Source organism: Faecalibacter rhinopitheci (genome assembly GCF_015234135.1).
Lineage (GTDB): Bacteria > Bacteroidota > Bacteroidia > Flavobacteriales > Weeksellaceae > Empedobacter > Empedobacter rhinopitheci.
The window spans coordinates 368,395-386,880 of record NZ_JADGIK010000002.1; the positions used below are offsets into that span (position 1 = coordinate 368,395).

20 protein-coding genes are annotated in these 18,486 nt (G+C 29.9%); 8 read left to right on the plus strand and 12 right to left on the minus strand.

Features of this window, described 5'->3' with window-relative positions:
* Positions 1 to 21 precede the first annotated feature (21 nt).
* The gene (locus tag IM532_RS04515; protein ID WP_194182238.1) at positions 22 to 1,425 is read left to right on the plus strand and encodes an OmpP1/FadL family transporter; all 1,404 of its coding nucleotides are present in this window, start codon (positions 22 to 24) and stop codon (positions 1,423 to 1,425) included.
* Positions 1,426 to 1,492: 67 nt separating this feature from the next.
* On the opposite strand, the gene IM532_RS04520 is transcribed toward IM532_RS04515, so the two are convergent.
* Entirely contained in the window at positions 1,493 to 2,242 is a 750-nt protein-coding gene (locus IM532_RS04520; RefSeq protein WP_194182239.1) for a head GIN domain-containing protein, read from the minus strand.
* A gap of 119 nt (positions 2,243 to 2,361) precedes the next feature.
* Here IM532_RS04520 and IM532_RS04525 point away from each other — a divergent pair, with 119 nt between their 5' ends.
* The 3 genes from IM532_RS04525 (at position 2,362) to IM532_RS04535 (ending at position 4,169) form a co-directional block, all read left to right on the plus strand.
* Positions 2,362 to 3,126 (plus strand): exodeoxyribonuclease III, encoded by a 765-nt coding sequence (locus IM532_RS04525; RefSeq protein ID WP_194182240.1) that lies wholly within the window; start codon positions 2,362 to 2,364, stop codon positions 3,124 to 3,126.
* Positions 3,127 to 3,137: 11 nt separating this feature from the next.
* Positions 3,138 to 3,608 carry a hypothetical protein gene (locus IM532_RS04530; RefSeq protein WP_194182241.1) on the plus strand — a complete coding sequence of 157 codons (471 nt, stop codon included), beginning with the start codon at positions 3,138 to 3,140 and terminating at the stop codon, positions 3,606 to 3,608.
* 84 nt (positions 3,609 to 3,692) lie between these two features.
* Positions 3,693 to 4,169: a GNAT family N-acetyltransferase gene (locus IM532_RS04535; protein ID WP_194182242.1), complete on the plus strand. Its 477-nt coding sequence runs from the start codon at positions 3,693 to 3,695 to the stop codon at positions 4,167 to 4,169.
* Here IM532_RS04535 and IM532_RS04540 read toward each other — a convergent pair whose 3' ends face one another.
* The 9 genes from IM532_RS04540 to kdsB all read right to left on the minus strand — a co-directional run bounded on the left by IM532_RS04540 (position 4,170) and on the right by kdsB (position 12,387).
* Positions 4,170 to 4,694 (minus strand): DUF4136 domain-containing protein, encoded by a 525-nt coding sequence (locus IM532_RS04540; RefSeq protein ID WP_194182243.1) that lies wholly within the window; start codon positions 4,692 to 4,694, stop codon positions 4,170 to 4,172.
* Positions 4,695 to 4,701: 7 nt separating this feature from the next.
* Positions 4,702 to 5,220 carry an NUDIX hydrolase gene (locus IM532_RS04545; RefSeq protein WP_194182244.1) on the minus strand — a complete coding sequence of 173 codons (519 nt, stop codon included), beginning with the start codon at positions 5,218 to 5,220 and terminating at the stop codon, positions 4,702 to 4,704.
* A gap of 11 nt (positions 5,221 to 5,231) precedes the next feature.
* On the minus strand, positions 5,232 to 6,122 hold the full coding sequence (xerA, locus tag IM532_RS04550; RefSeq protein ID WP_194182245.1) for a site-specific tyrosine recombinase/integron integrase: 891 nt from the start codon (positions 6,120 to 6,122) through the stop codon (positions 5,232 to 5,234).
* Between the two features lies 1 nt (position 6,123).
* A complete protein-coding gene (locus IM532_RS04555) occupies positions 6,124 to 7,707 on the minus strand; it encodes a S41 family peptidase (protein ID WP_194182246.1) in 1,584 nt (527 codons plus the stop codon).
* Positions 7,707 to 8,150, minus strand: a complete 444-nt coding sequence (locus IM532_RS04560; protein WP_194182247.1) for a deoxycytidylate deaminase — start codon at positions 8,148 to 8,150, stop codon at positions 7,707 to 7,709. The genes IM532_RS04555 and IM532_RS04560 overlap by 1 nt, the downstream gene beginning before the upstream one ends.
* 7 nt (positions 8,151 to 8,157) lie before the next feature.
* Positions 8,158 to 10,122: a site-specific recombinase Gcr gene (locus IM532_RS04565; RefSeq protein ID WP_194182248.1), complete on the minus strand. Its 1,965-nt coding sequence runs from the start codon at positions 10,120 to 10,122 to the stop codon at positions 8,158 to 8,160.
* 59 nt (positions 10,123 to 10,181) lie between these two features.
* Positions 10,182 to 10,850 (minus strand): LolA-like protein, encoded by a 669-nt coding sequence (locus tag IM532_RS04570; protein WP_194182249.1) that lies wholly within the window; start codon positions 10,848 to 10,850, stop codon positions 10,182 to 10,184.
* Positions 10,851 to 10,948: 98 nt separating this feature from the next.
* The gene (locus IM532_RS04575) at positions 10,949 to 11,494 is read right to left on the minus strand and encodes an HNH endonuclease signature motif containing protein (protein ID WP_194182250.1); all 546 of its coding nucleotides are present in this window, start codon (positions 11,492 to 11,494) and stop codon (positions 10,949 to 10,951) included.
* A 164-nt stretch (positions 11,495 to 11,658) separates the two neighbouring features.
* On the minus strand, positions 11,659 to 12,387 hold the full coding sequence (gene kdsB / locus IM532_RS04580) for a 3-deoxy-manno-octulosonate cytidylyltransferase (RefSeq protein WP_194182251.1): 729 nt from the start codon (positions 12,385 to 12,387) through the stop codon (positions 11,659 to 11,661).
* Between the two features lie 198 nt (positions 12,388 to 12,585).
* On the opposite strand from kdsB, the gene IM532_RS04585 reads away from it, so the two are divergent.
* From IM532_RS04585 to IM532_RS04600, 4 genes are all read left to right on the plus strand, one after another.
* Complete coding sequence (locus IM532_RS04585; RefSeq protein WP_194182252.1) at positions 12,586 to 13,362, plus strand: DUF3822 family protein; 777 nt, start codon at positions 12,586 to 12,588, stop codon at positions 13,360 to 13,362.
* Complete coding sequence (gene rsmD / locus IM532_RS04590) at positions 13,353 to 13,895, plus strand: 16S rRNA (guanine(966)-N(2))-methyltransferase RsmD (protein WP_194182253.1); 543 nt, start codon at positions 13,353 to 13,355, stop codon at positions 13,893 to 13,895. The genes IM532_RS04585 and rsmD overlap by 10 nt, the downstream gene beginning before the upstream one ends.
* Before the next feature lie 121 nt (positions 13,896 to 14,016).
* Positions 14,017 to 16,161 (plus strand): TonB-dependent siderophore receptor, encoded by a 2,145-nt coding sequence (locus IM532_RS04595; RefSeq protein WP_194182254.1) that lies wholly within the window; start codon positions 14,017 to 14,019, stop codon positions 16,159 to 16,161.
* Between the two features lie 127 nt (positions 16,162 to 16,288).
* Positions 16,289 to 16,777, plus strand: a complete 489-nt coding sequence (locus IM532_RS04600; RefSeq protein ID WP_194182255.1) for a TlpA family protein disulfide reductase — start codon at positions 16,289 to 16,291, stop codon at positions 16,775 to 16,777.
* A 62-nt stretch (positions 16,778 to 16,839) separates the two neighbouring features.
* On the opposite strand, the gene IM532_RS04605 is transcribed toward IM532_RS04600, so the two are convergent.
* Positions 16,840 to 17,769, minus strand: coding sequence for an FKBP-type peptidyl-prolyl cis-trans isomerase (locus IM532_RS04605; protein ID WP_194182256.1), 930 nt, complete (start codon positions 17,767 to 17,769; stop codon positions 16,840 to 16,842).
* A gap of 89 nt (positions 17,770 to 17,858) precedes the next feature.
* A complete protein-coding gene (locus tag IM532_RS04610) occupies positions 17,859 to 18,398 on the minus strand; it encodes a hypothetical protein (RefSeq protein WP_194182257.1) in 540 nt (179 codons plus the stop codon).
* Positions 18,399 to 18,486: the final 88 nt, after the last annotated feature.

Genomic DNA, 18,486 nt, shown 5'->3' on the forward strand with positions numbered 1-18,486 from the left:
TAAACGATTTTAAAACATAACATGAAAAAGATTTTTATCAATATTTTAGTCTTAGGAAGTGGACTAGTGTATGCCCAAGAACAAATAAGCACACAATATTCTACTAACGCAATTGAGTTATATGGACAAGATATTAATAGTGGAAATGCAAAATATATAGGAGTTGGTGGTGCAGTTGGTGCATTAGGAGGAGATATTTCTTCTGTAGAACAAAACCCAGCGGGTTTAGGAGTTGCTATAAATTCTGATGTTCAAGTAACAGCTGGTGTTTCAACCTATAAAAATTCAAACTCATTTTCTTCAAACAGAACTGAAAAAGATTCAAATTTTGATTTCCAGCATTTTGGAGGAACATTTGTTTTCAATATTAATGATTCGGATTGGAATAGATTTTCAATTGGTGTCAATTATTTAAATCAACGTTTAGATAGAGTTAACCAAGTTAATCCGAACTCTAATATTGCATTTGATGCCTTCGATGAAAATGGACAATTGACTAACACATATAGATTTCATGGTTATGCCGATCAGATTGATGGTTATAAATCTAAATTTAGTTTAAACTTTGCAACTGCATATGATAATAAATTATATTTAGGATTAGGATTAAATTTTCATGAAACAAATTATCAAAAATTTTCTCAATATGCCGAGAAAACTGATAATGGAAATACATATGTATATGATTTAAATGGCACACCTTACAGCGAAATTGGTCAAGGATTTTCACTTTCTGCCGGAGCTATATATAAATTTAATTACAATTTTAGAGCAGGATTAGCTTACCATTCTCCGGTTTGGTATAATGTAGATGAGCAGTATTTTGCTGCCAATTTTACAGATGCTGGTGATATCTCATCATACAATGCATATGGAAGTAATTATGATTTAACTAGAGGTGGTCGATTAGTAGGGTCTTTAGGATTTGTTGTAGATAAAAATTTCTCATTTGGAGTAGATTATACATACCATATGAATGATGGTACTAAATTTAAACCAACTTCATATTTTAATTTAGATAATAGTTTCATTGATCAATATGTAAATAATTCAAGTGAGATTAGAGTTGGTGGTGAATATAGAATTGATAAGTTTAAAGCTAGATTAGGTTACAATTTTATAGAATCTCCGTATAAGGATATTAATTTAGATATTGCAGATGTAAATAATATTGTTTCATCTACTACTCTAAGCAAACCATTTGTAGGAGATATTAATAGATTTAGTGCTGGTTTAGGATACGACTTTGGTGGTTTTTATATTGATGCTGCTTACCAATACCAAACTCAGAAAGCTGAATATTTGATTGGTAATTCTACATTTGTTGATAACGATTTATACTATGTAGATTTAGAAAATACTTATGCACCTACTGCAAAATTAAATAATAGTTTATTTTTACTTACTTTAGGATGGCAATTCTAAATAGTAAAAAATACATAAAAAAAGCCGGTGAAATTTCATCGGCTTTTTTTATGTATATAATCAGATATTAAAAACTAGATATCTTTGAAGCGCCAGATGAGTTTAACTTAGTTTGAAGATTAGAAGCCATCTTATATAAAACTTTACTTGCACCTGAGGCATCTACTGTCATCTTATCTATTACCCAAACTCTTGCACTACTCGCCCCTGAACAGTCTATAGTAGCATTAGCTATTTTTAAAGATTCAGCATTTAGTTTAGATGCACCCGATATGTCTGCTACCAATTCTTGTGTATTCCCATCCAATACTAAAGATGATGCACCAGAATTATTTACAACAATTTTATTACTCATTGCCTTTAGCTGAAGACTACTAGCTCCTGATAAATCTATTGCAAGATTTTCAACCTTTAAAGTTGGTTGTATAGTTCCTTTAACAGCGCCTGATAAATTAAATGATCTTAATTTTTGATGAGGAATATTAACTGTAATTTTTTGATTATTCATTCGTAGATTTCCATCCACATATATTTTTAAAACACCATTCACTACTTCAGTTTTTATGTTATCTAAAACATTATCTGGAGCATTTATAGTAATTTCACCATTATAAGGACTGTCTGTCACATTTAATACAATTGCATGTCGAATGTCTACTCCATTAAAAGAGTTAACTTTCCTAATTTCATCGATATTATTTTGGCTCACATTAACTACTTCTTTAGAAAAAGAATTACGCATTCCGTTTACGTCAATATTACAACTTGAAAATCCTAATGTACTCACAAGTAAAAGTGATAAAAATATATGTTTCATAATTTAGTGTTTATTTATAAGACGTATTAATCCATAAAAAGTTACAACAAAATTTCTGTATTTATAAATACTCACAAATAATTGCCTAAAAAAAAAGATATTCACTAATTTCGCAGACTATGAAGATCATCAGTTACAATGTAAACGGTATAAGAGCTGCAATGACCAAAGGTCTTTTAGATTGGCTAAAAGCAGCGGATCCAGATGTTTTCTGTATTCAAGAAACAAAGGCATTACAAGAACAAATTGATACAAAAGCTATTGAAGACTTGGGATATCATCATTATTGGCATTCTGCAGAAAAAAAAGGATATAGCGGTGTAGCAATTTTCTCTAAGACGAAACCTAATCATGTACAAATAGGAACAGGAATAGACTACATTGATTTTGAAGGTCGTGTTATTCGTTTAGATTTTGACAATGTATCAGTTATCAGTTTATATCTTCCTAGTGGAACCAATATAGATCGATTAGATTTTAAACTCCAATTCTGCGAAGATTTTAAATCTTATATTAAAGAATTAAAAATTAGTCACCCAAATCTAGTAATTTGTGGAGATTATAACATTTGCCATGAAGCAATCGATATTCATGACCCTATAAGAAATGCAAAAGTATCTGGTTTTTTACCTATTGAGAGAGAATGGATTAGTGGTTTTATGAATGATTGTGAAATGATTGATTCTTTTCGTTATTTTGTAAAAGAACCTCATCATTATTCTTGGTGGACATATCGTGCAAATGCAAGAAATAATAATAAAGGCTGGAGAATTGATTACAATATGGTAAGTAAATCATTAGAAAAAAATATGAAAAGAGCTGCTATTTTACCAGAAGCAAAACACTCTGATCATTGCCCAATATTAATAGAATTAGATATATAATCATATATAAGATGAAAAAAATAATCTTTAGTTGTATCGTATTAGCAGGAGTTACTAGTTGTGTACCTCAAAAAAAATTCGATGAATTAGAAAACAGCTATTATACTTCTTTGAATGAACAATCTCGTCTAAACAAAGACTTGAGCGTTGCTAATAGCAAAATTGAAAATTTAGAAGCTAGTTTAGTTAAAACACAGAATGAATTATACATTAAAGATACAGCTTTGATAAATGCTCAACGCTTAATGAATGTTTCACAATCTGAGTTTGAAAATCTTTTACAACAAATGCATTCAGCATTAAATAGTACGAGTCAAAAATCTGAAACTTTTTTTAATCAATTAAACGAGAAAGAAAAGCAAGTAGCAGATTTAGTAAAACAAACGACTGAATTAGAAGCTAAAATTGAAAAGCAAAACAATGAAATTATAGCTTTAAAGAAACAAATTTTTGTAAAAGAAATACAAGAACAAGTTAAATAAACTCACTAAAGTCTTACTCACATGTAAGACTTTTTTATTTCTCATAATACTTCTTACCTTTGTATCAAATACATTATTTATTAAATGAAGACTATTTGTGAAACAAAATCACTTGTTTTAAGAGAATTTCTTGACATAGATGCTTACGATTTATTTATCTTAAATTCTGAAAAAGAAGTTATAAAAGCTGTAAACGAAAAGCCTTATTTATCAGAAGACGAAGCTCTTTTTTTTATTGAAAAAATGATTGAACATTACCATGAATTTGGTTTTGGACTTTGGGGAGTTTATGAAAGAAAAAGTGGACGTTTTGTTGGATGGGCTGGTATGCGCCAAACAAAATATGGTCCTGTTCTAAATATCCGATTCAAAAAGAAATTTTGGAATAAAGGATATGGAACAGAAGCGTTGAATGCAGTTATAAACTATGCAGTAAACGACTTAAAGATGAAAAAAATTGCTGCTAAAGCAGTTCCTTCACAACCAGTAACTATAAAATTATTGGACAAAACTACTATGGTTAGATCGGAAGAAAATCCATTAATTTATCGATTACCTTAATTATTTTTTAGGAGGGTAGTTTTTAAACAATTTAGAAACTCCTTTCTCTATGCTTTGTTGCTTCACATCTGCTGAAGCATTTAAAGGCATTTGTAGATTTAAAATCCCTTCCCAAATCAAGCTATTATTTTGGTACATTGTAACAACATATTCTTGATTAAGTTTTTTAGATGTAACAGGAATTCCGACAGATATTCCACCTCCCAAAACTTTCCCAATTCCTGTTCCTAACCCTACTCCTACAGAAGAATTTGTGTTAGACGAAACATATTCTCTTGGAGAAATGCGTAAATATATATCTGAAGATTCAGCATTACGAACACCTCTGAATTTAAGATTTTGCTGTATGGCATCAAATAATCTTTTTTGATCCAATTCATTTAAACCTGAAGAAACTGACTCATCAATTTGGTAAGTTCTAATCTGTGAAAAATCAACATTACGGTCGTAATCAACATTTACTTTCTGTGTATTACAACTTATGCATGTTATTATCAATAAAGTAATAAAAGCTAACTTTTTCATATGATTATTAATTATGGTTTTCCAAATAAAATGAAACTGCATTTCTTAGAGATTCAAATCCAATTTCCTCTAACTTAATTTCTGATAATTTAATCCATTTAACTTCTACAATTTCCTCCAATTCTAATTTTAATTCAGCATTTTCTGGAAAATTTGATTCAAAGATTAAATCGCACGTTTTATAAGGAATAGTCTTATATTCATAGTCATTTGGTTGAGACATTAAATATTTAAATTCAGACACATTAAGTTCTAAATTTAACTCTTCCTTTAGTTCTCTTTGGCAAGTTTGCTCTGCGGTTTCATTCGGATCCGTAAAACCGCCGGGCAAATCTAATTTACCTTTCTGTGGTTCTTTGTTTCTTACTGTAAAAAGAATTTCATCTTTTCTTCTTAGTATAACAGCGGTTGCAGTCGCTACATTCTGATAATAGACCATCTCACAGTCCTTGCAACTTAATTTTCTGAAATTAAATTCAATATTTTGTGAACTACAATTCGGACAATAATGAAATGATTTACTCATAAATGTAGGTATTAATTTTTATTTCTTGGATGAAAATTTAATATAGCTTCTCTAATAAATTCCTGATCCACGTGTGTGTATATTTCTGTTGTCGTAATACTTTCATGACCAAGCATTAATTGAATTGCTCTTAGATCTGCTCCATTTTTTAATAAATGCGTAGCAAAAGAATGTCTAAATGTATGAGGAGATATCGTTTTCTTAACTCCACCTATTATAGATAATTCTTTTACAATTGTAAATATCATGACACGAGTTAAACTTTTTCCTCTTCTATTCAAAAATAAGAAATCCTCGTACCCTGTTTGTATTTTTTGATGCACTCGGATAGCATCCTTGTACAAGTTAATATATTTTATCGTATACTCACTAATTGGAACCAATCGTTGCTTATTTCCTTTCCCTATTACACGAAGAAAACCTTCATCAAAAAATAGATCTGAAATTTTAAGATTTATTAATTCCGAAACGCGCAATCCACATCCGTATAAAGTTTCTAAAATTGCTCGGTTTCTTTGTCCTTCTGGTTTAGACAAATCAATAACCTCTACCATTTGATCAATCTCTATTTCAGATAAAACATCTGGGAGTTTTAATCCAATCTTAGGCGTTTCTAGCATAGAAGCTGGGTTATCTTCCCTAAATTCTTCTAATTGTAAATAGCCAAAAAAACTTTTTAAACTAGAGATTAATCTCGCTTGTGATCTTACACTATATTCACATGATGCGTAAGTGTGTATAAAAGATAATATGTTTTCTTGTGTATATTCTAATGGTTGAATTTCTGAATAGGCAATTAATTTATTGATATCTCTTAGGTAATTTTCTATTGTATTATCTGAAACTCTTTTTTCTAATTTCAGATACATTTTATAATCGTACAATGCGTCTTTCCAAAGCATGCTATGATTTTGTATTTTCTAATTCTAAAATCTTTTTTATCATTTCGTCTTCTTTACTCCATATCTCCAAATAAGCACGATTTCCGAATAGTTCGTTTGCTAAAATAGCTTTAATATATGTATCAATTGTATTACTTAATGCCGGATTAAACTCTTTTGAAGGAACACCTATCATATTTAAAAAATCATTCCTTAAAATTCCTGCTCCAAAGTAATTAATGTATCTTTTTTCATTTTCTAATAAGAACAAAGAATGAAATTGATCTGCTTTTTTAAATATAAATTCTTGGTATAATTTTGCATCATTATTATAAACTAACCAATTTGATACTGAAGAAACATCTAATGGTACAAACTCATCAGGAATAATTCCGCCTCCTCCATATACAATTTTTCCGGAAGGAGCTTTAAATCTTAATTCCTCATTTACTTTAATTGAGTCTTTATTATAGAGTTCTCCATTTTTTAGGCGTTGATAAATATCATCTCCATATGCTTGTTTTCCTTTATCATATGGCCTTTGTATTGATCTACCAGATGGAGTAAAATAATTAGCTACTGTAAGTCGTACACGTGTATCATCTCCTAAGTTTATTTCACGTTGTACAAGTCCTTTTCCATAGGATCTACGCCCTACAATTGTTCCTCTCCCATAATCTTGTAATGCTCCTGCGACAATTTCACTTGATGAAGCTGAACTTTCGTCTATTAAAACATAAACTTTTCCATGCTCAAAAAGCCCATAGTTTGTAGCGTAAATATATTTTTTAGCTTTAGACTTATCTTGTGTATACACAATCAGTTCGTCTTTGGTTAAGAATTCGTCCGCAATTTCTTCTGCGACCCTCATTACTCCCCCTGGATTCCCCCTTAAATCGAAAACCAATGTTTTCATTCCTTGATCTAGTAATTCTTTTAGTGCTGAATGAACTTCAATTGCAGATTTATCACCAAAGCGTGTCAATTTTATATACCCAATTTCTTCATTAATCATATGTTTACCTGTCACCGTAGGAACTGGAACCATACTTCTTTTTAACTTGATAGATAAAGGTTGTTTATTTCTAATTATTTTTATATCAACGCTGGACTGATTTTTTCCTTTTAATAATGCAGTAAATTGTTTTAAATTCTCAGCAAATACAGGTTTATTGGCTATTTCGATAATTCGATCCCCAAATTTTAATTTTTCATAGTTTGGCGAGCCTGGCAACATTTGGCTAACTACTGCTGTATCATTTATTACTCTATATTGTAATCCAACTCCCGCATATTCTCCACTAAGCTCTTCATTTGCTTTTTTTATCATATCCTTGTTAAGATATGTGCTATGCGGATCAAGTTTGCCAATCATAAAATTAATTGCCTCATCCACTAAGTTATCAGAATTTACATCATTTACATATTGATTGTCTATAAGTGAAACTAATCTTCTTATTTTCTGCTCATTACTACTATATTGTAAACCAACAATATCATCATTTTCATCAAATGCAAAATCGTATTTCTTACCTACAAGAAAACCAACCAAGAATAAAATTAAGGCTAATAAAAATATATTTAATATTTTAAAAAAAATCTTCATTAAGAATTAAGTTCTTCTTCAGGAAGGTGTATAATTTCAATTCCTGCTTTATTTAAAAAATCTAAGCCCGAATTATCTTTGTATTTCTCCATATAAACGATACGTTCTATACCTGCTTGCAGGATTAATTTACTACATTCTTTGCAAGGAGACATTGTAATATATAAAGTTGCACCTTTTGTAGATTGTGTAGAGGCGGCACATTTTAATATTGCATTTGCCTCCGCATGTAATACATACCATTCCGTATCACCTTTATTATCTTCACAACAATTTTCGAAACCACTTGGTGTTCCATTATAGCCATCAGATATTATCATACGATCTTTAACAATAATAGCTCCAACTTGTTTTCTCTTACAATACGAAAGTTTAGCCCATTCTAAGGCCATTCGTAGATATGCTTTATCGTATTTATTTTGTTTAGAAAAATTAATTTCCATCATAATATTATGCTTCTTCTTTTGATTTAGTCCACAAAGGTGGGATAAAAAATGGTAATGGATTACGGAAAAATGCCTTGATGATATTTATTATCATAGGAAACATTTTATATGTAGGGATATTATTAGATCTAAATGCTAAGATTAATGATAAAGTAAAACTTACTATAAAATTACATAATCCTACCAAGAATACAGAAATAAATCCAATTATAATAGCGCCTTTATCATCAAAATGATAATCCATTCCTGCTATTCCTATAGCAAAATTACCAGCGACAAAAGTAATGTGACGAATATCGAAAGGCATTCCTAAAATTTCTCCAATTAGGAAAGCAAATCCCATTAAAAATCCAAAAACAATATTACCTATAACTCCTCCGTTGTTACGCTCTACCCAATTGGCTATTTTTCTTCTTTTTACTTGTCCAAAAAATTTAGAAAGAATTGGATGATGGTATACTCTTTCTGGAATATTATAAAAACGCTGATTGTTAATTGTAATACCAGATACTAAACCTGATATAAATAAAAATACTCCTGCAATTGCACCAAAGTAGAATATTTGTGTATCCATGGTTACAACTTCTTCCCAATAATGATAAGCTTTGGAATATTTTATAACTTCTTGCCCAAGTACTTTATCTATAAAAAGAAAAATTAACATCGCTACTGAAAAACCTGCAATTACGTTTCCTAAAAATGCTATTAACTGACTTCTGCACAACTGAGCAAATAAAGTCGTAAAGTCTTTTACATTCAGGTCAGTTCCTGATTTTGGTACAAGAGCCCTTGCAATACGAGCAGCAGTCATCGAAGGCTGTTTAGTAGCTAAAGTCCAATGTAGCAAATATATTGTAGTAAATCCTATGGCATAATTTATACTAAAAGTAAATCCTTTAAAGAAAAGTGAACTATCTGGAATATTACCTAACCATGTTTTTATAAAACATAAAAAAGCAACTATAAAACCACCTCCACATGCAGTCCAAAACATACGAATATATTCTTTGGCCGTTGTAGTTATATATTTTTCTCCGGTTTTACCATTATGGTAAGTAACTAAAAAAGTAATTAAATATAAAGTAGAACTTAATTGATTACTCATCCAATTTTTAGGTGAATAAAATTCAGTCCAAGATTTTGTAGCACTTACATAAAACCCTATTAATCCGTTGTGCTTTAAATCATTAAAACTATTCATCACTACTTGCAATCTACTAAGCTGTTGCTGTAAACGGTTGATCTTAGCTGCTACATCTAGCGAAATTCCTTTATAATCTTTTTGAGTTAAAATATCATCTAATAATTTTCTACAATTTGCAATACTCTCTTTTATTTCTAAGTTATCAAACGGAAGATCTGGTTTATCAACAATCTTATTTATTTGTAATGATAATTTTGAAAATGGATTACTTAAATAATTTACTTCTGAACTATAACGCATCATTTCTTTACCTGAAAAACCACCTGTAATACGATCTGTTAAAATCACCAATGCTTGTAATAAAGAATGTTTAACGTAAGACGTTTTATGCTTAGAATAGCTTTCGGGCATAGTTAGAGTTAACACTCGAAAAAACTTTTCCCAACGATCTCTTGGTATAATGCGAATTACTTCAAATCTTTTATGATCATAAAAGATTTCATTCACAAGCGAAGTTAATTCATTATTATCCTCAATTTCAGGAAGGATTAAATCTCCAATTCGTTTTCTGAATATTGAAATTAAACCGTCTTCCACATGAATTCCTGAATCAACTAAGTATCCAATAAAATTTAAATTAGCAAAAATATTACCTAACTGTAGGATTAAAAATTGACGCTTTTCTTCATCATTTTCTATAATTTCTGTTAACTCATCAATAAATGTTATTGGATCAGGATATTCCTTTTTTACTTTATTCAATAACTCTACTAAATAATTTTTTTCAAAATCATTTGAAGGTTCAAAAAGTGAGTTTAATGACATAAAAATCTATTTATAGATTGAAACAAAAATACTCATTCTAAATGATTTTAGAATTGGTTTTAGAATTTAAAAACTTTCTTTTCAATTTGAGGGTTTATTTGAATTGAATTAAATTTAATAATGTATTCTCCACCTTCGTTTGGTTTTCCAATTATTTTTGTCGCAAAACTTAATCCATTAAAATTTTTATAATCTGAGTAGTATAATACTTCATCTTTATTTTGTTCAAAAACTAATTGGTATGTTTTTTCATCAAAACAGTAAGATGATTTATTTATATTTTTTGTAAGTTCTATTTTATAACATTTTTTATTTTTATCATAAGTCTCCTTTCCTACTAATTTTACATTAAATCCTTTTTGTTTATATTTCAATAAATCTGAATCAAATGCATCTGGTGTATAATTAGGAATGATTACATTTTTCTTTTGTATCTCACTATATGTCCACCCATTTTTCCCGTCATATCCTTCATTTAATACTTCTTTACCATCTATAACAAATGAAACTTTTTTATGATAAGGTCTTTGATGTTTTATAACAATAGGGTAAGAATAGTCCAAATTTAGATGTGCTTCCCCCTTTAGAATTATACTGTTTAAACTATTCCATGCTTTTTCACCTCCAGAAATATTTAAATTATTTAAAATTATTTCTTCTGCTGTTTGTGCATATGAAAAAATGGAAAAAAATAACGCTATAGTAGATGCTAGTTTAGCTTTTAACATATATAAAAATTGTAGTTAATTTGAGTTTGAACGATGAATATACAAACAAAAAAAGGAGATTTAAAAAAATCTCCTCAAAAATGATTACTCTATTTTATTTACTTTACTTCGATATGAGACCAGTTTTCTCCTCTTAAAATTCGATAAACTTGTCCTTGTGAAATATTAAATTGTTTAGCCAAAGCAGCAATTTTAGTTTTGCGATTTGGATCCATCAATTTCTTTTTTAAACGTACAACTTGATTCTCCGTTAACTTACTATTCGGAATACTATCTAGACGTGAGCGACCTTTCATCATTCTAAATAAATCTTTGTTGTGTTCTTTCCACTCTTCTAACGTAGCCCACTGCAAATTTTCAATGCTATTGTTTAATTTTTCATGGTCTATATGAATAACATATTCTTTGTTATCAATGTTAGGTAAAAATGTTTCTGCAACCATTTTATGTACATATTTAGCTGTACGTTTTCCATCTGCCTTGGTTACCCATATTGCACGGTAACCGTTATTAATTGCACCCTCTAAAATCTTGTATTTATCTTGTCCTGTGTAAAGTTTTTTAACTAAACCAGTTTTAGACACTAAGAATGATCTTTTATCAATCAACCCTTCTGACACATACTCTTTCCATGAATCACTCATAATCAATAATTTAACTTACTATATATAAAAACAACAATATTCGTACCGAAAAGCACAATAATATATCATGCGATAATAAAATTTAATTTTTTTTAGTAAATTTAGTTGATTGGGATACAAAGGTAAGTAATCATTTTAGATATATTGTTAATATTAACAAAATCCTAACTTAGTAATAATTTTGCTTTTTCTAAATCCTCTGGAGTGTCTATTCCTACACCGTTGAAGCTAGTTTCTATCACTTTAATTTTCATCCCATATTCTAAATAACGCAATTGTTCAAGCTTCTCTGCGCGTTCGTTTTGACGCATTGGTAATTGTGAAAACTTTAACAATGCTTCTTTTCTAAAAGCATAGATTCCGATGTGTCTGTAATATTGCGCAACAAAGTTTGTTTCCCTTGGAAATGGAATTGCATTTCTTGAAAAATATAATGCGTAGTCGTTATAATCCGTAATTACTTTTACAATATTTGGATTATCAATTTCATCTGAATCAATTATTTCTTGTTTTAGAGTAGCAACATCTACATTTTTTCCTTCATCACCTTCAAAAGAAGATAATATATCTGCTAATGCTTTATGATTTACAAATGGTTCATCTCCTTGGACATTAAGTATAATATCGCATTCTAGTTTTTCTACAGCTTCTGCAATACGATCACTACCTGTTTCATGTTCTTTCTCACTATATATCGCTTTGCCTCCATGATTTACAATTTCTTCATAAATTAAATCTGAATCTGTAACCACAAAAACATCATCAAATAAATGCGTGGCAATTACATTTTCGTAAGTCATACGAATAACAGTTTTATCACCTAACATTTTCATTAATTTCCCTGGAAAACGTGATGCTGCATAGCGAGCTGGAATTACGGCAATCTTTCTCATTTTATCTTTTTTATAATAGCACTAATTATAAATTCCACCTGTTTGTTTTTATTTACTCATGAGAGGAATTAATATTAATAAGTATATTTACGTCAAAGATACATTACATGAAATTAGCTTTCAAAATATTACTATTTTTAATATCAATCGCTTTAATATATATCTTTATAAACGAGTTGAAATAAATCATTTATTATCATGTCTGAAAAAACCTCTACAAAAACTTTAGCGATATTTATTACAAATGATACTCTTACTTATTTAACTAAGACTGCTTACGAAGACGAAGTATTTTATTCAGAAGCATTAAGAGTTAATTTATCACTTAATAATGATGCAGATATTTTAACAAGTGTTGAAAAGGAAATAAAAGCTAATTTGTCTTTATTATTATACTATGATTCTGTAAAAATTTGCTATTTATCTACTCCTATTAATATAGTTCCTACAAATTACAATACTTTTAATAATGAGAATCCTCTTTTTTTAGCTCAAAATAAAGATATCAGCTATCATAAACTAGCTTTAAAAAATGTTGAAGCATCATTATTTTTTAATTCTTACACACCAATAGCTCAAGTTTTTAAAGAATTACCCAATCTTAAAAATGCACATATTCTACATATAGGTAAACTTTTAATAGATGAGGTTAAAATAGATTCTGAAAAGAATCAAGTATTTGTACGTTTAATCGAACAAAATTTAGAAATTTGCATTTATAAAAAAGGCACTTTTGTCTTTTATAATATATTTAATGTAATAACCAATGAAGATGTGGTATATTATATCTTAAATACATTAGAACAAATTAAATTGGACCCAACGCAAACCTACCTTTCATTAGAAGGAGGAATCTCTACTGAAGATTTAACTTATGAATATTTATCTAAATATATTCAATCCGTTAAAATCAATGAGGAAATAGAAGCATTAGGACCTAAATATTTACTTTATAAAATTTTTGAATGCGAATAATTTCAGGATCATTAAAAGGAAAAAGAATCACTGCGCCAACTAATTTACCTGTTAGGCCAACGACAGACTTTGCAAAAGAAGCTCTGTTTAATATTTTAAATAACCAATGGTATTTTGATGAAATTACAGTTTTAGATTTATTTTCTGGAATTGGATCTATTTCTTTAGAGTTTGCATCGCGTGGTGCTAAAAAAGTTACATCTGTAGATAGTTTTACAGGATGCATTAAATTTTTAGATGAAACAGCGAAAAAATTAGAATTAGATAATATTATCAATACGCAAAAAGCAGATGCTATTAAATATGTCGCTAAAAAAGCAATAAAAGGATACGACATCGTCTTCGCAGACCCTCCATATGACTTAAGTGCTGAAGATTATGAAAAATTATTAAATGGCATTTTAGAAAACGAATGGTTAGAAGAAGGAGGAAATTTTGTATTAGAGCATCCTGATTCAATTAAGTTTGAAAATCACCCAAGATTTGTTCAACATAAAAAATATGGAAACGTGCATTTTTCATTTTTTGAATAAATTTCCTAAAAAAATTAACATTAAAAGGCTGATAAATGATATTTATCAGCCTTTTAATTTTTTATTTAGACTGAATCCATTTAAATTTGCGCTATAATTATTTAGAATAAATAAACATAACATGAGAAAAAATCCTATTCTACTAACAGCTATCAGTTTATTCTGTATTTCATATTCCTATGCACAAGAAATTGATTCAATAAATAATCTTAAACAAGTTGAAATATTTGGAGACCGTAATAAAAACCAAAGAGGACTAGAAACAATCACTCGTTTCCCAGGTTCTCCTCAAGAACAATTACAATCAATCTCTGTAATTTCTGAAAAATTAATCGAAGATCAAGGAGCTTTAACAATTACGGAAGCTGCTCGTAATGTACCAGGTGTTACATTATTTGGTTCTTATGGTGGAAATAGAGAGTCTATGTCTATCCGTGGTTACCGTGGAACTCCAGTTCTTAAAAATGGTATTCGTATGGATTCAGATTTCAGAACTGGATCAGCTGTTTCAGACATGCAAGGAATTGAATCTTTACAGGTAATTCGTGGTGCAGCTGCAATTACGCAAGGTATGGCTAATGGATTAGGATCTGCAGGTGGATTAATCAATTTAGTAACCAAAACTCCACGTTATACTAACGCTGCAAACATTGGTTTACGTGTAGGTTCTTGGAACCAAATTCGTACAACTTTTGATGTACAAAGAGCACTTGGAGAAAGTAAAAACTTCGCATTCCGAGTGAATGGAGCTTACGAACAAGCTGATAGCTACAGAGATGTTATTAACAAAGACAAAGTCTACGTAAATCCATCTTTAGCTTGGAAAATTGATGATAAAACTGAATTCATTGCTGAATTTGATTACTTAAAAGGAAATGCTACTCCCGATCGTGGTACTTATAACACAAAAGGTATTACAGAAAATGGATTAATTGATATGGGATCTCGTTTCTTAGGTTTCGATATTGATAATGAAGAAATGGAAGTTTTCTCTTATTCTGCAAGATTAACTCGCCAATTAACTGACAAAATTAATGTTCGTGCAGCTTGGATGTCCAACTTCAATACACGTGATCAATTAGGTTCTACTTTAACAGGAAACGGTGATACAAGAAGACGTGGTATGGCTCATAGCTTTAAAGATGACCGTAATTCAACTTTCCAAATTGATGTTATGGGAAAAGAATTTGCATTCGGTAAATTTAAATGGTCATGGCAAGTTGGTTACGATTTAAGTACAACAAGAACTGATAACCGCACAGCTGCTGGTATTACAAATGTAAATAGTGATGTTGCATCTACAGGAGCAATCAACAACCACATTGAATTAACTCCAGAGCAATGGGCACAATTAGAATTAAGAGAAGCTACAATGGAAAACATGACTTCTTACGGATTCTTAACGCAACAACAATTAACGTATGCAGAAAAATTTAAATTAGTTGCTGCTGCACGTTATTCTTACGCTAATGATTACAAAGATTCAGCAATCGATCCGATGATTGGATTAATGTACTCACCAACAGAAAACATTAATATTTACGGTACTTATGCAACTACAACAAGTTTACGTAGTGCTGCACAAAATATGATTGATGGTACAAAAGCTGGTGCTTCTGTAACAGATCAATTCGAAGCTGGTATTAAAACATCATGGTTCCAAGACCGTTTACGTGCAAACGTGAATTACTTTAATATGAACCAAGATAACTTAACTTACCAATACTATGATCCTACAACTAACGCGGCAACAAACTTCTACGATTATGCAGGTAATTTAAGAAGAAGTGGTGTTGAAGTTGAAGTTACAGGTCGTCCATTAACTAACTTACAAGTATTATTAGGTTACTCTTATGTAGATGCAGGATACAACAGCTCTCCATCTTACGTACAAGGTTCTCGTCCAATGAACTCACCTTACACAACTGCTAATGCTTGGGTACAATACAAATTTCAAAACACAAAATCATTTATCGACGGTTTAGCTGCATCTGTTGGGATTTATTACACAGGATCACGCCCAGTTAATGATCAAGCAACAACAAGAGATTCTCATGGAAATGTGATGAACGGTGCTGCACCATTCTTAATGCCAGATTACACAACTTTAAATGCACAATTAGGATATACACTAAAGAAATTTGATTTCCGCGTATTCTTTAATAATATTACAGATGTTGTAGGATATAACTCTTATTATAGAGGTGGTTACATCAACCAAATTGATCCTTTTAATATGGCAGCACAAGTAACATACAAATTTTAAAAAATTTCAACCCACCCAAAACTATCTATAGTTTAATAAATTCATTTTTAAAAAGAGGTCACTTTTGTGATCTCTTTTTTTGTTTTTAAAAAACAGTTCTTATCTTCCACCCAAATTAATATACACTATGAAATCTTTACTTACAATTCTATTTATTGCCATTGGGAGTATATTCACTCAGGCACAAAATCAGAATAATGATTACCCCAAAATAATGCCTTCTTTTCAATTTATAAAATTAAAAGGAGACGGAATTTATGATTCTAAAAATATTAAAAAAAATAAACAAACACTTATAGGACTCGTTTCACCAGAATGTATTCATTGTTTATTAACATTAGAACATCTAAATAATAACTTAAAGAGATTAGAAAATGTCAACATCATTTTAGTTACAGAATATGAGAAGGATATTTTTATAGAAAAAATGAAAGAAATTGCACCAAATTTATTGAATAGCAACTTGGTAGAAGTATTACAAGATCCGAATTATGAATTTGTAGACAAATTTAAACCCGTTTCATTACCAACATTTTATTTATATAATAAAAATAATGAATTAGAAATTGTTACAAAAGGTTCAGTAGAAATTAACCAATTATTTCAGTATTTATAAAATTCATATAAAAAAAGCGACTCATTAATGAGTCGCTTTTTAAATTTATAATAGTGGAATAATTATTTCCCTTGTTGAGCTTGCGCTTCAAATTGCTTTTGTAATTCAGCCATTTGCTCTTCAGTCAATCCACCTTGTGGTTGTTGCTGTTGTGCACCACCATCTTTAAAATCAACTAATTCAACTTCGAATTCTAAAGCTTGGTTAGGTCCAATTTGTCCACCTGGCGCTCCATTTTCTCCATATCCTAACTCTGCAGGAATATAGAATTTATATGTTCCACCTTTAGACATTAATTGTAAACCTTCTGACCATCCTGGAATAACAGCGTTTAATGGAAACTCTACAGCTTCACCTTTGTTATTTTTCTCAGTAGAATCAAAAACTTTTCCGTTTGCTAATAATTTACCTGTGTACTTAACCTTTACAATTGAATTTGCATTTGGTTTCTCACCTGTACCTTCTTTAACAACTTCGTAAACTAAACCAGATGCAGTAGCTTTTGCTCCTTTATTTGCTTTTTTAGCTTCAACTAATTTCTTAGACTCTTCGATGTTTTTCTTAGACATATTTTTCATATGGTTTTGCGCATATGTATCTAAGAATCCCATTCCGGCTTCTTGAGTGATTAATAGTTTTTTGTGACGTACAACGTCCATAATACCTTGAACGATGATATCTTTATCTAATTGATCTAATTGTTGTTGGTTAATAACAGTTTCAATCTGTTGTCCCATTTGTTGACCAATTGAGTAAGATTCTCTACCTGTAGATCCGTTTAAATAATCTTTTAAACCTTTTTCTAACTGAGCGTAATCGATACTATCAGATTCAACTAGGCGAGCAGACATTTGCTTAACACCTTCTCCTAAACCAGTTCCAAAAGCATAAGATGCTTTTTGATCGTCGTTATCTAATTTTTCTACAGTTTTTCCTTTGTTACAAGCTACTAAAGATGCAACAACGAAAATTCCTACAAGAACTTTTTTCATTATTTGAGTATTTTACTATGCAAGTTTACAAAATTATTTTATAATAATACTTTTTTTGAAGTATTTGCATTAACATTTTAAAAGTTGAACTATTCATACAAATCCAACCCAAATTCTTCTTTCAATTTAAGGAGAACAGGATTTTTAAGGACTAAAGCTTCAAATTTTTGTTTAGAAGTTAAAATATGGCTTTTAGCTTCTTGTGCAGAGTATTTAACTTCAATTGTAAAATAGAAGTTTTTTATTGAATTCCTCAACCCATTTATTATGCGATTTTTATAGGTTTCAAATTCTGATTCAGAAGAAGCTGAGATGAATTCTAGAGTAATTACATTATTTTCTTCCACATAAATAGTTGTAGTAGACAATGCATTGTAAGCCGGAATATTTTGTTCCAATTTAAGTCGTTCTAAAAACTTATTCCAAAAATTCTGAACATCATTTAATTCATATTTTTCTCTTGGTAAATCATTTCTTAAAACTTCCTCCTCAACAAGATCTTTCTTTATATCTTTTATAGCTGATTTTAAACTAAATGCAGAACCGCTAGAAGATCCCATAGGTTTGTTCGTTCTACGTTTAGGCTCTGGCGAAGGAATTACTTGTGCAGGTCGAACGGGTGTTTCCACTGCTTCCTGAGAAATTACACTTGGTATATTTTGTGGAATAGGTTGCCTTACTCCCGCAGCAGTTTGTTGCTGTTTAGCATCTTCTGTT

What these genes read in the sequence shown, in the direction of transcription:
- IM532_RS04605 (WP_194182256.1), bottom strand. Translation starts at nt 17,769, where the DNA reads ATGAAAAAAGTTCTTGTAGGAATTTTCGTTGTTGCATCTTTAGTAGCT.
- IM532_RS04565 (WP_194182248.1), bottom strand. Translation starts at nt 10,122, where the DNA reads ATGTCATTAAACTCACTTTTTGAACCTTCAAATGATTTTGAAAAAAAT.
- IM532_RS04515 (WP_194182238.1), top strand. Translation starts at nt 22, where the DNA reads ATGAAAAAGATTTTTATCAATATTTTAGTCTTAGGAAGTGGACTAGTG.
- xerA (WP_194182245.1), bottom strand. Translation starts at nt 6,122, where the DNA reads ATGCTTTGGAAAGACGCATTGTACGATTATAAAATGTATCTGAAATTA.
- IM532_RS04585 (WP_194182252.1), top strand. Translation starts at nt 12,586, where the DNA reads ATGTCTGAAAAAACCTCTACAAAAACTTTAGCGATATTTATTACAAAT.
- IM532_RS04520 (WP_194182239.1), bottom strand. Translation starts at nt 2,242, where the DNA reads ATGAAACATATATTTTTATCACTTTTACTTGTGAGTACATTAGGATTT.
- IM532_RS04545 (WP_194182244.1), bottom strand. Translation starts at nt 5,220, where the DNA reads ATGAGTAAATCATTTCATTATTGTCCGAATTGTAGTTCACAAAATATT.
- kdsB (WP_194182251.1), bottom strand. Translation starts at nt 12,387, where the DNA reads ATGAGAAAGATTGCCGTAATTCCAGCTCGCTATGCAGCATCACGTTTT.
- IM532_RS04570 (WP_194182249.1), bottom strand. Translation starts at nt 10,850, where the DNA reads ATGTTAAAAGCTAAACTAGCATCTACTATAGCGTTATTTTTTTCCATT.
- IM532_RS04525 (WP_194182240.1), top strand. Translation starts at nt 2,362, where the DNA reads ATGAAGATCATCAGTTACAATGTAAACGGTATAAGAGCTGCAATGACC.
- IM532_RS04595 (WP_194182254.1), top strand. Translation starts at nt 14,017, where the DNA reads ATGAGAAAAAATCCTATTCTACTAACAGCTATCAGTTTATTCTGTATT.
- IM532_RS04540 (WP_194182243.1), bottom strand. Translation starts at nt 4,694, where the DNA reads ATGAAAAAGTTAGCTTTTATTACTTTATTGATAATAACATGCATAAGT.
- rsmD (WP_194182253.1), top strand. Translation starts at nt 13,353, where the DNA reads ATGCGAATAATTTCAGGATCATTAAAAGGAAAAAGAATCACTGCGCCA.
- IM532_RS04535 (WP_194182242.1), top strand. Translation starts at nt 3,693, where the DNA reads ATGAAGACTATTTGTGAAACAAAATCACTTGTTTTAAGAGAATTTCTT.
- IM532_RS04555 (WP_194182246.1), bottom strand. Translation starts at nt 7,707, where the DNA reads ATGAAGATTTTTTTTAAAATATTAAATATATTTTTATTAGCCTTAATT.
- IM532_RS04575 (WP_194182250.1), bottom strand. Translation starts at nt 11,494, where the DNA reads ATGAGTGATTCATGGAAAGAGTATGTGTCAGAAGGGTTGATTGATAAA.
- IM532_RS04560 (WP_194182247.1), bottom strand. Translation starts at nt 8,150, where the DNA reads ATGGAAATTAATTTTTCTAAACAAAATAAATACGATAAAGCATATCTA.
- IM532_RS04600 (WP_194182255.1), top strand. Translation starts at nt 16,289, where the DNA reads ATGAAATCTTTACTTACAATTCTATTTATTGCCATTGGGAGTATATTC.
- IM532_RS04530 (WP_194182241.1), top strand. Translation starts at nt 3,138, where the DNA reads ATGAAAAAAATAATCTTTAGTTGTATCGTATTAGCAGGAGTTACTAGT.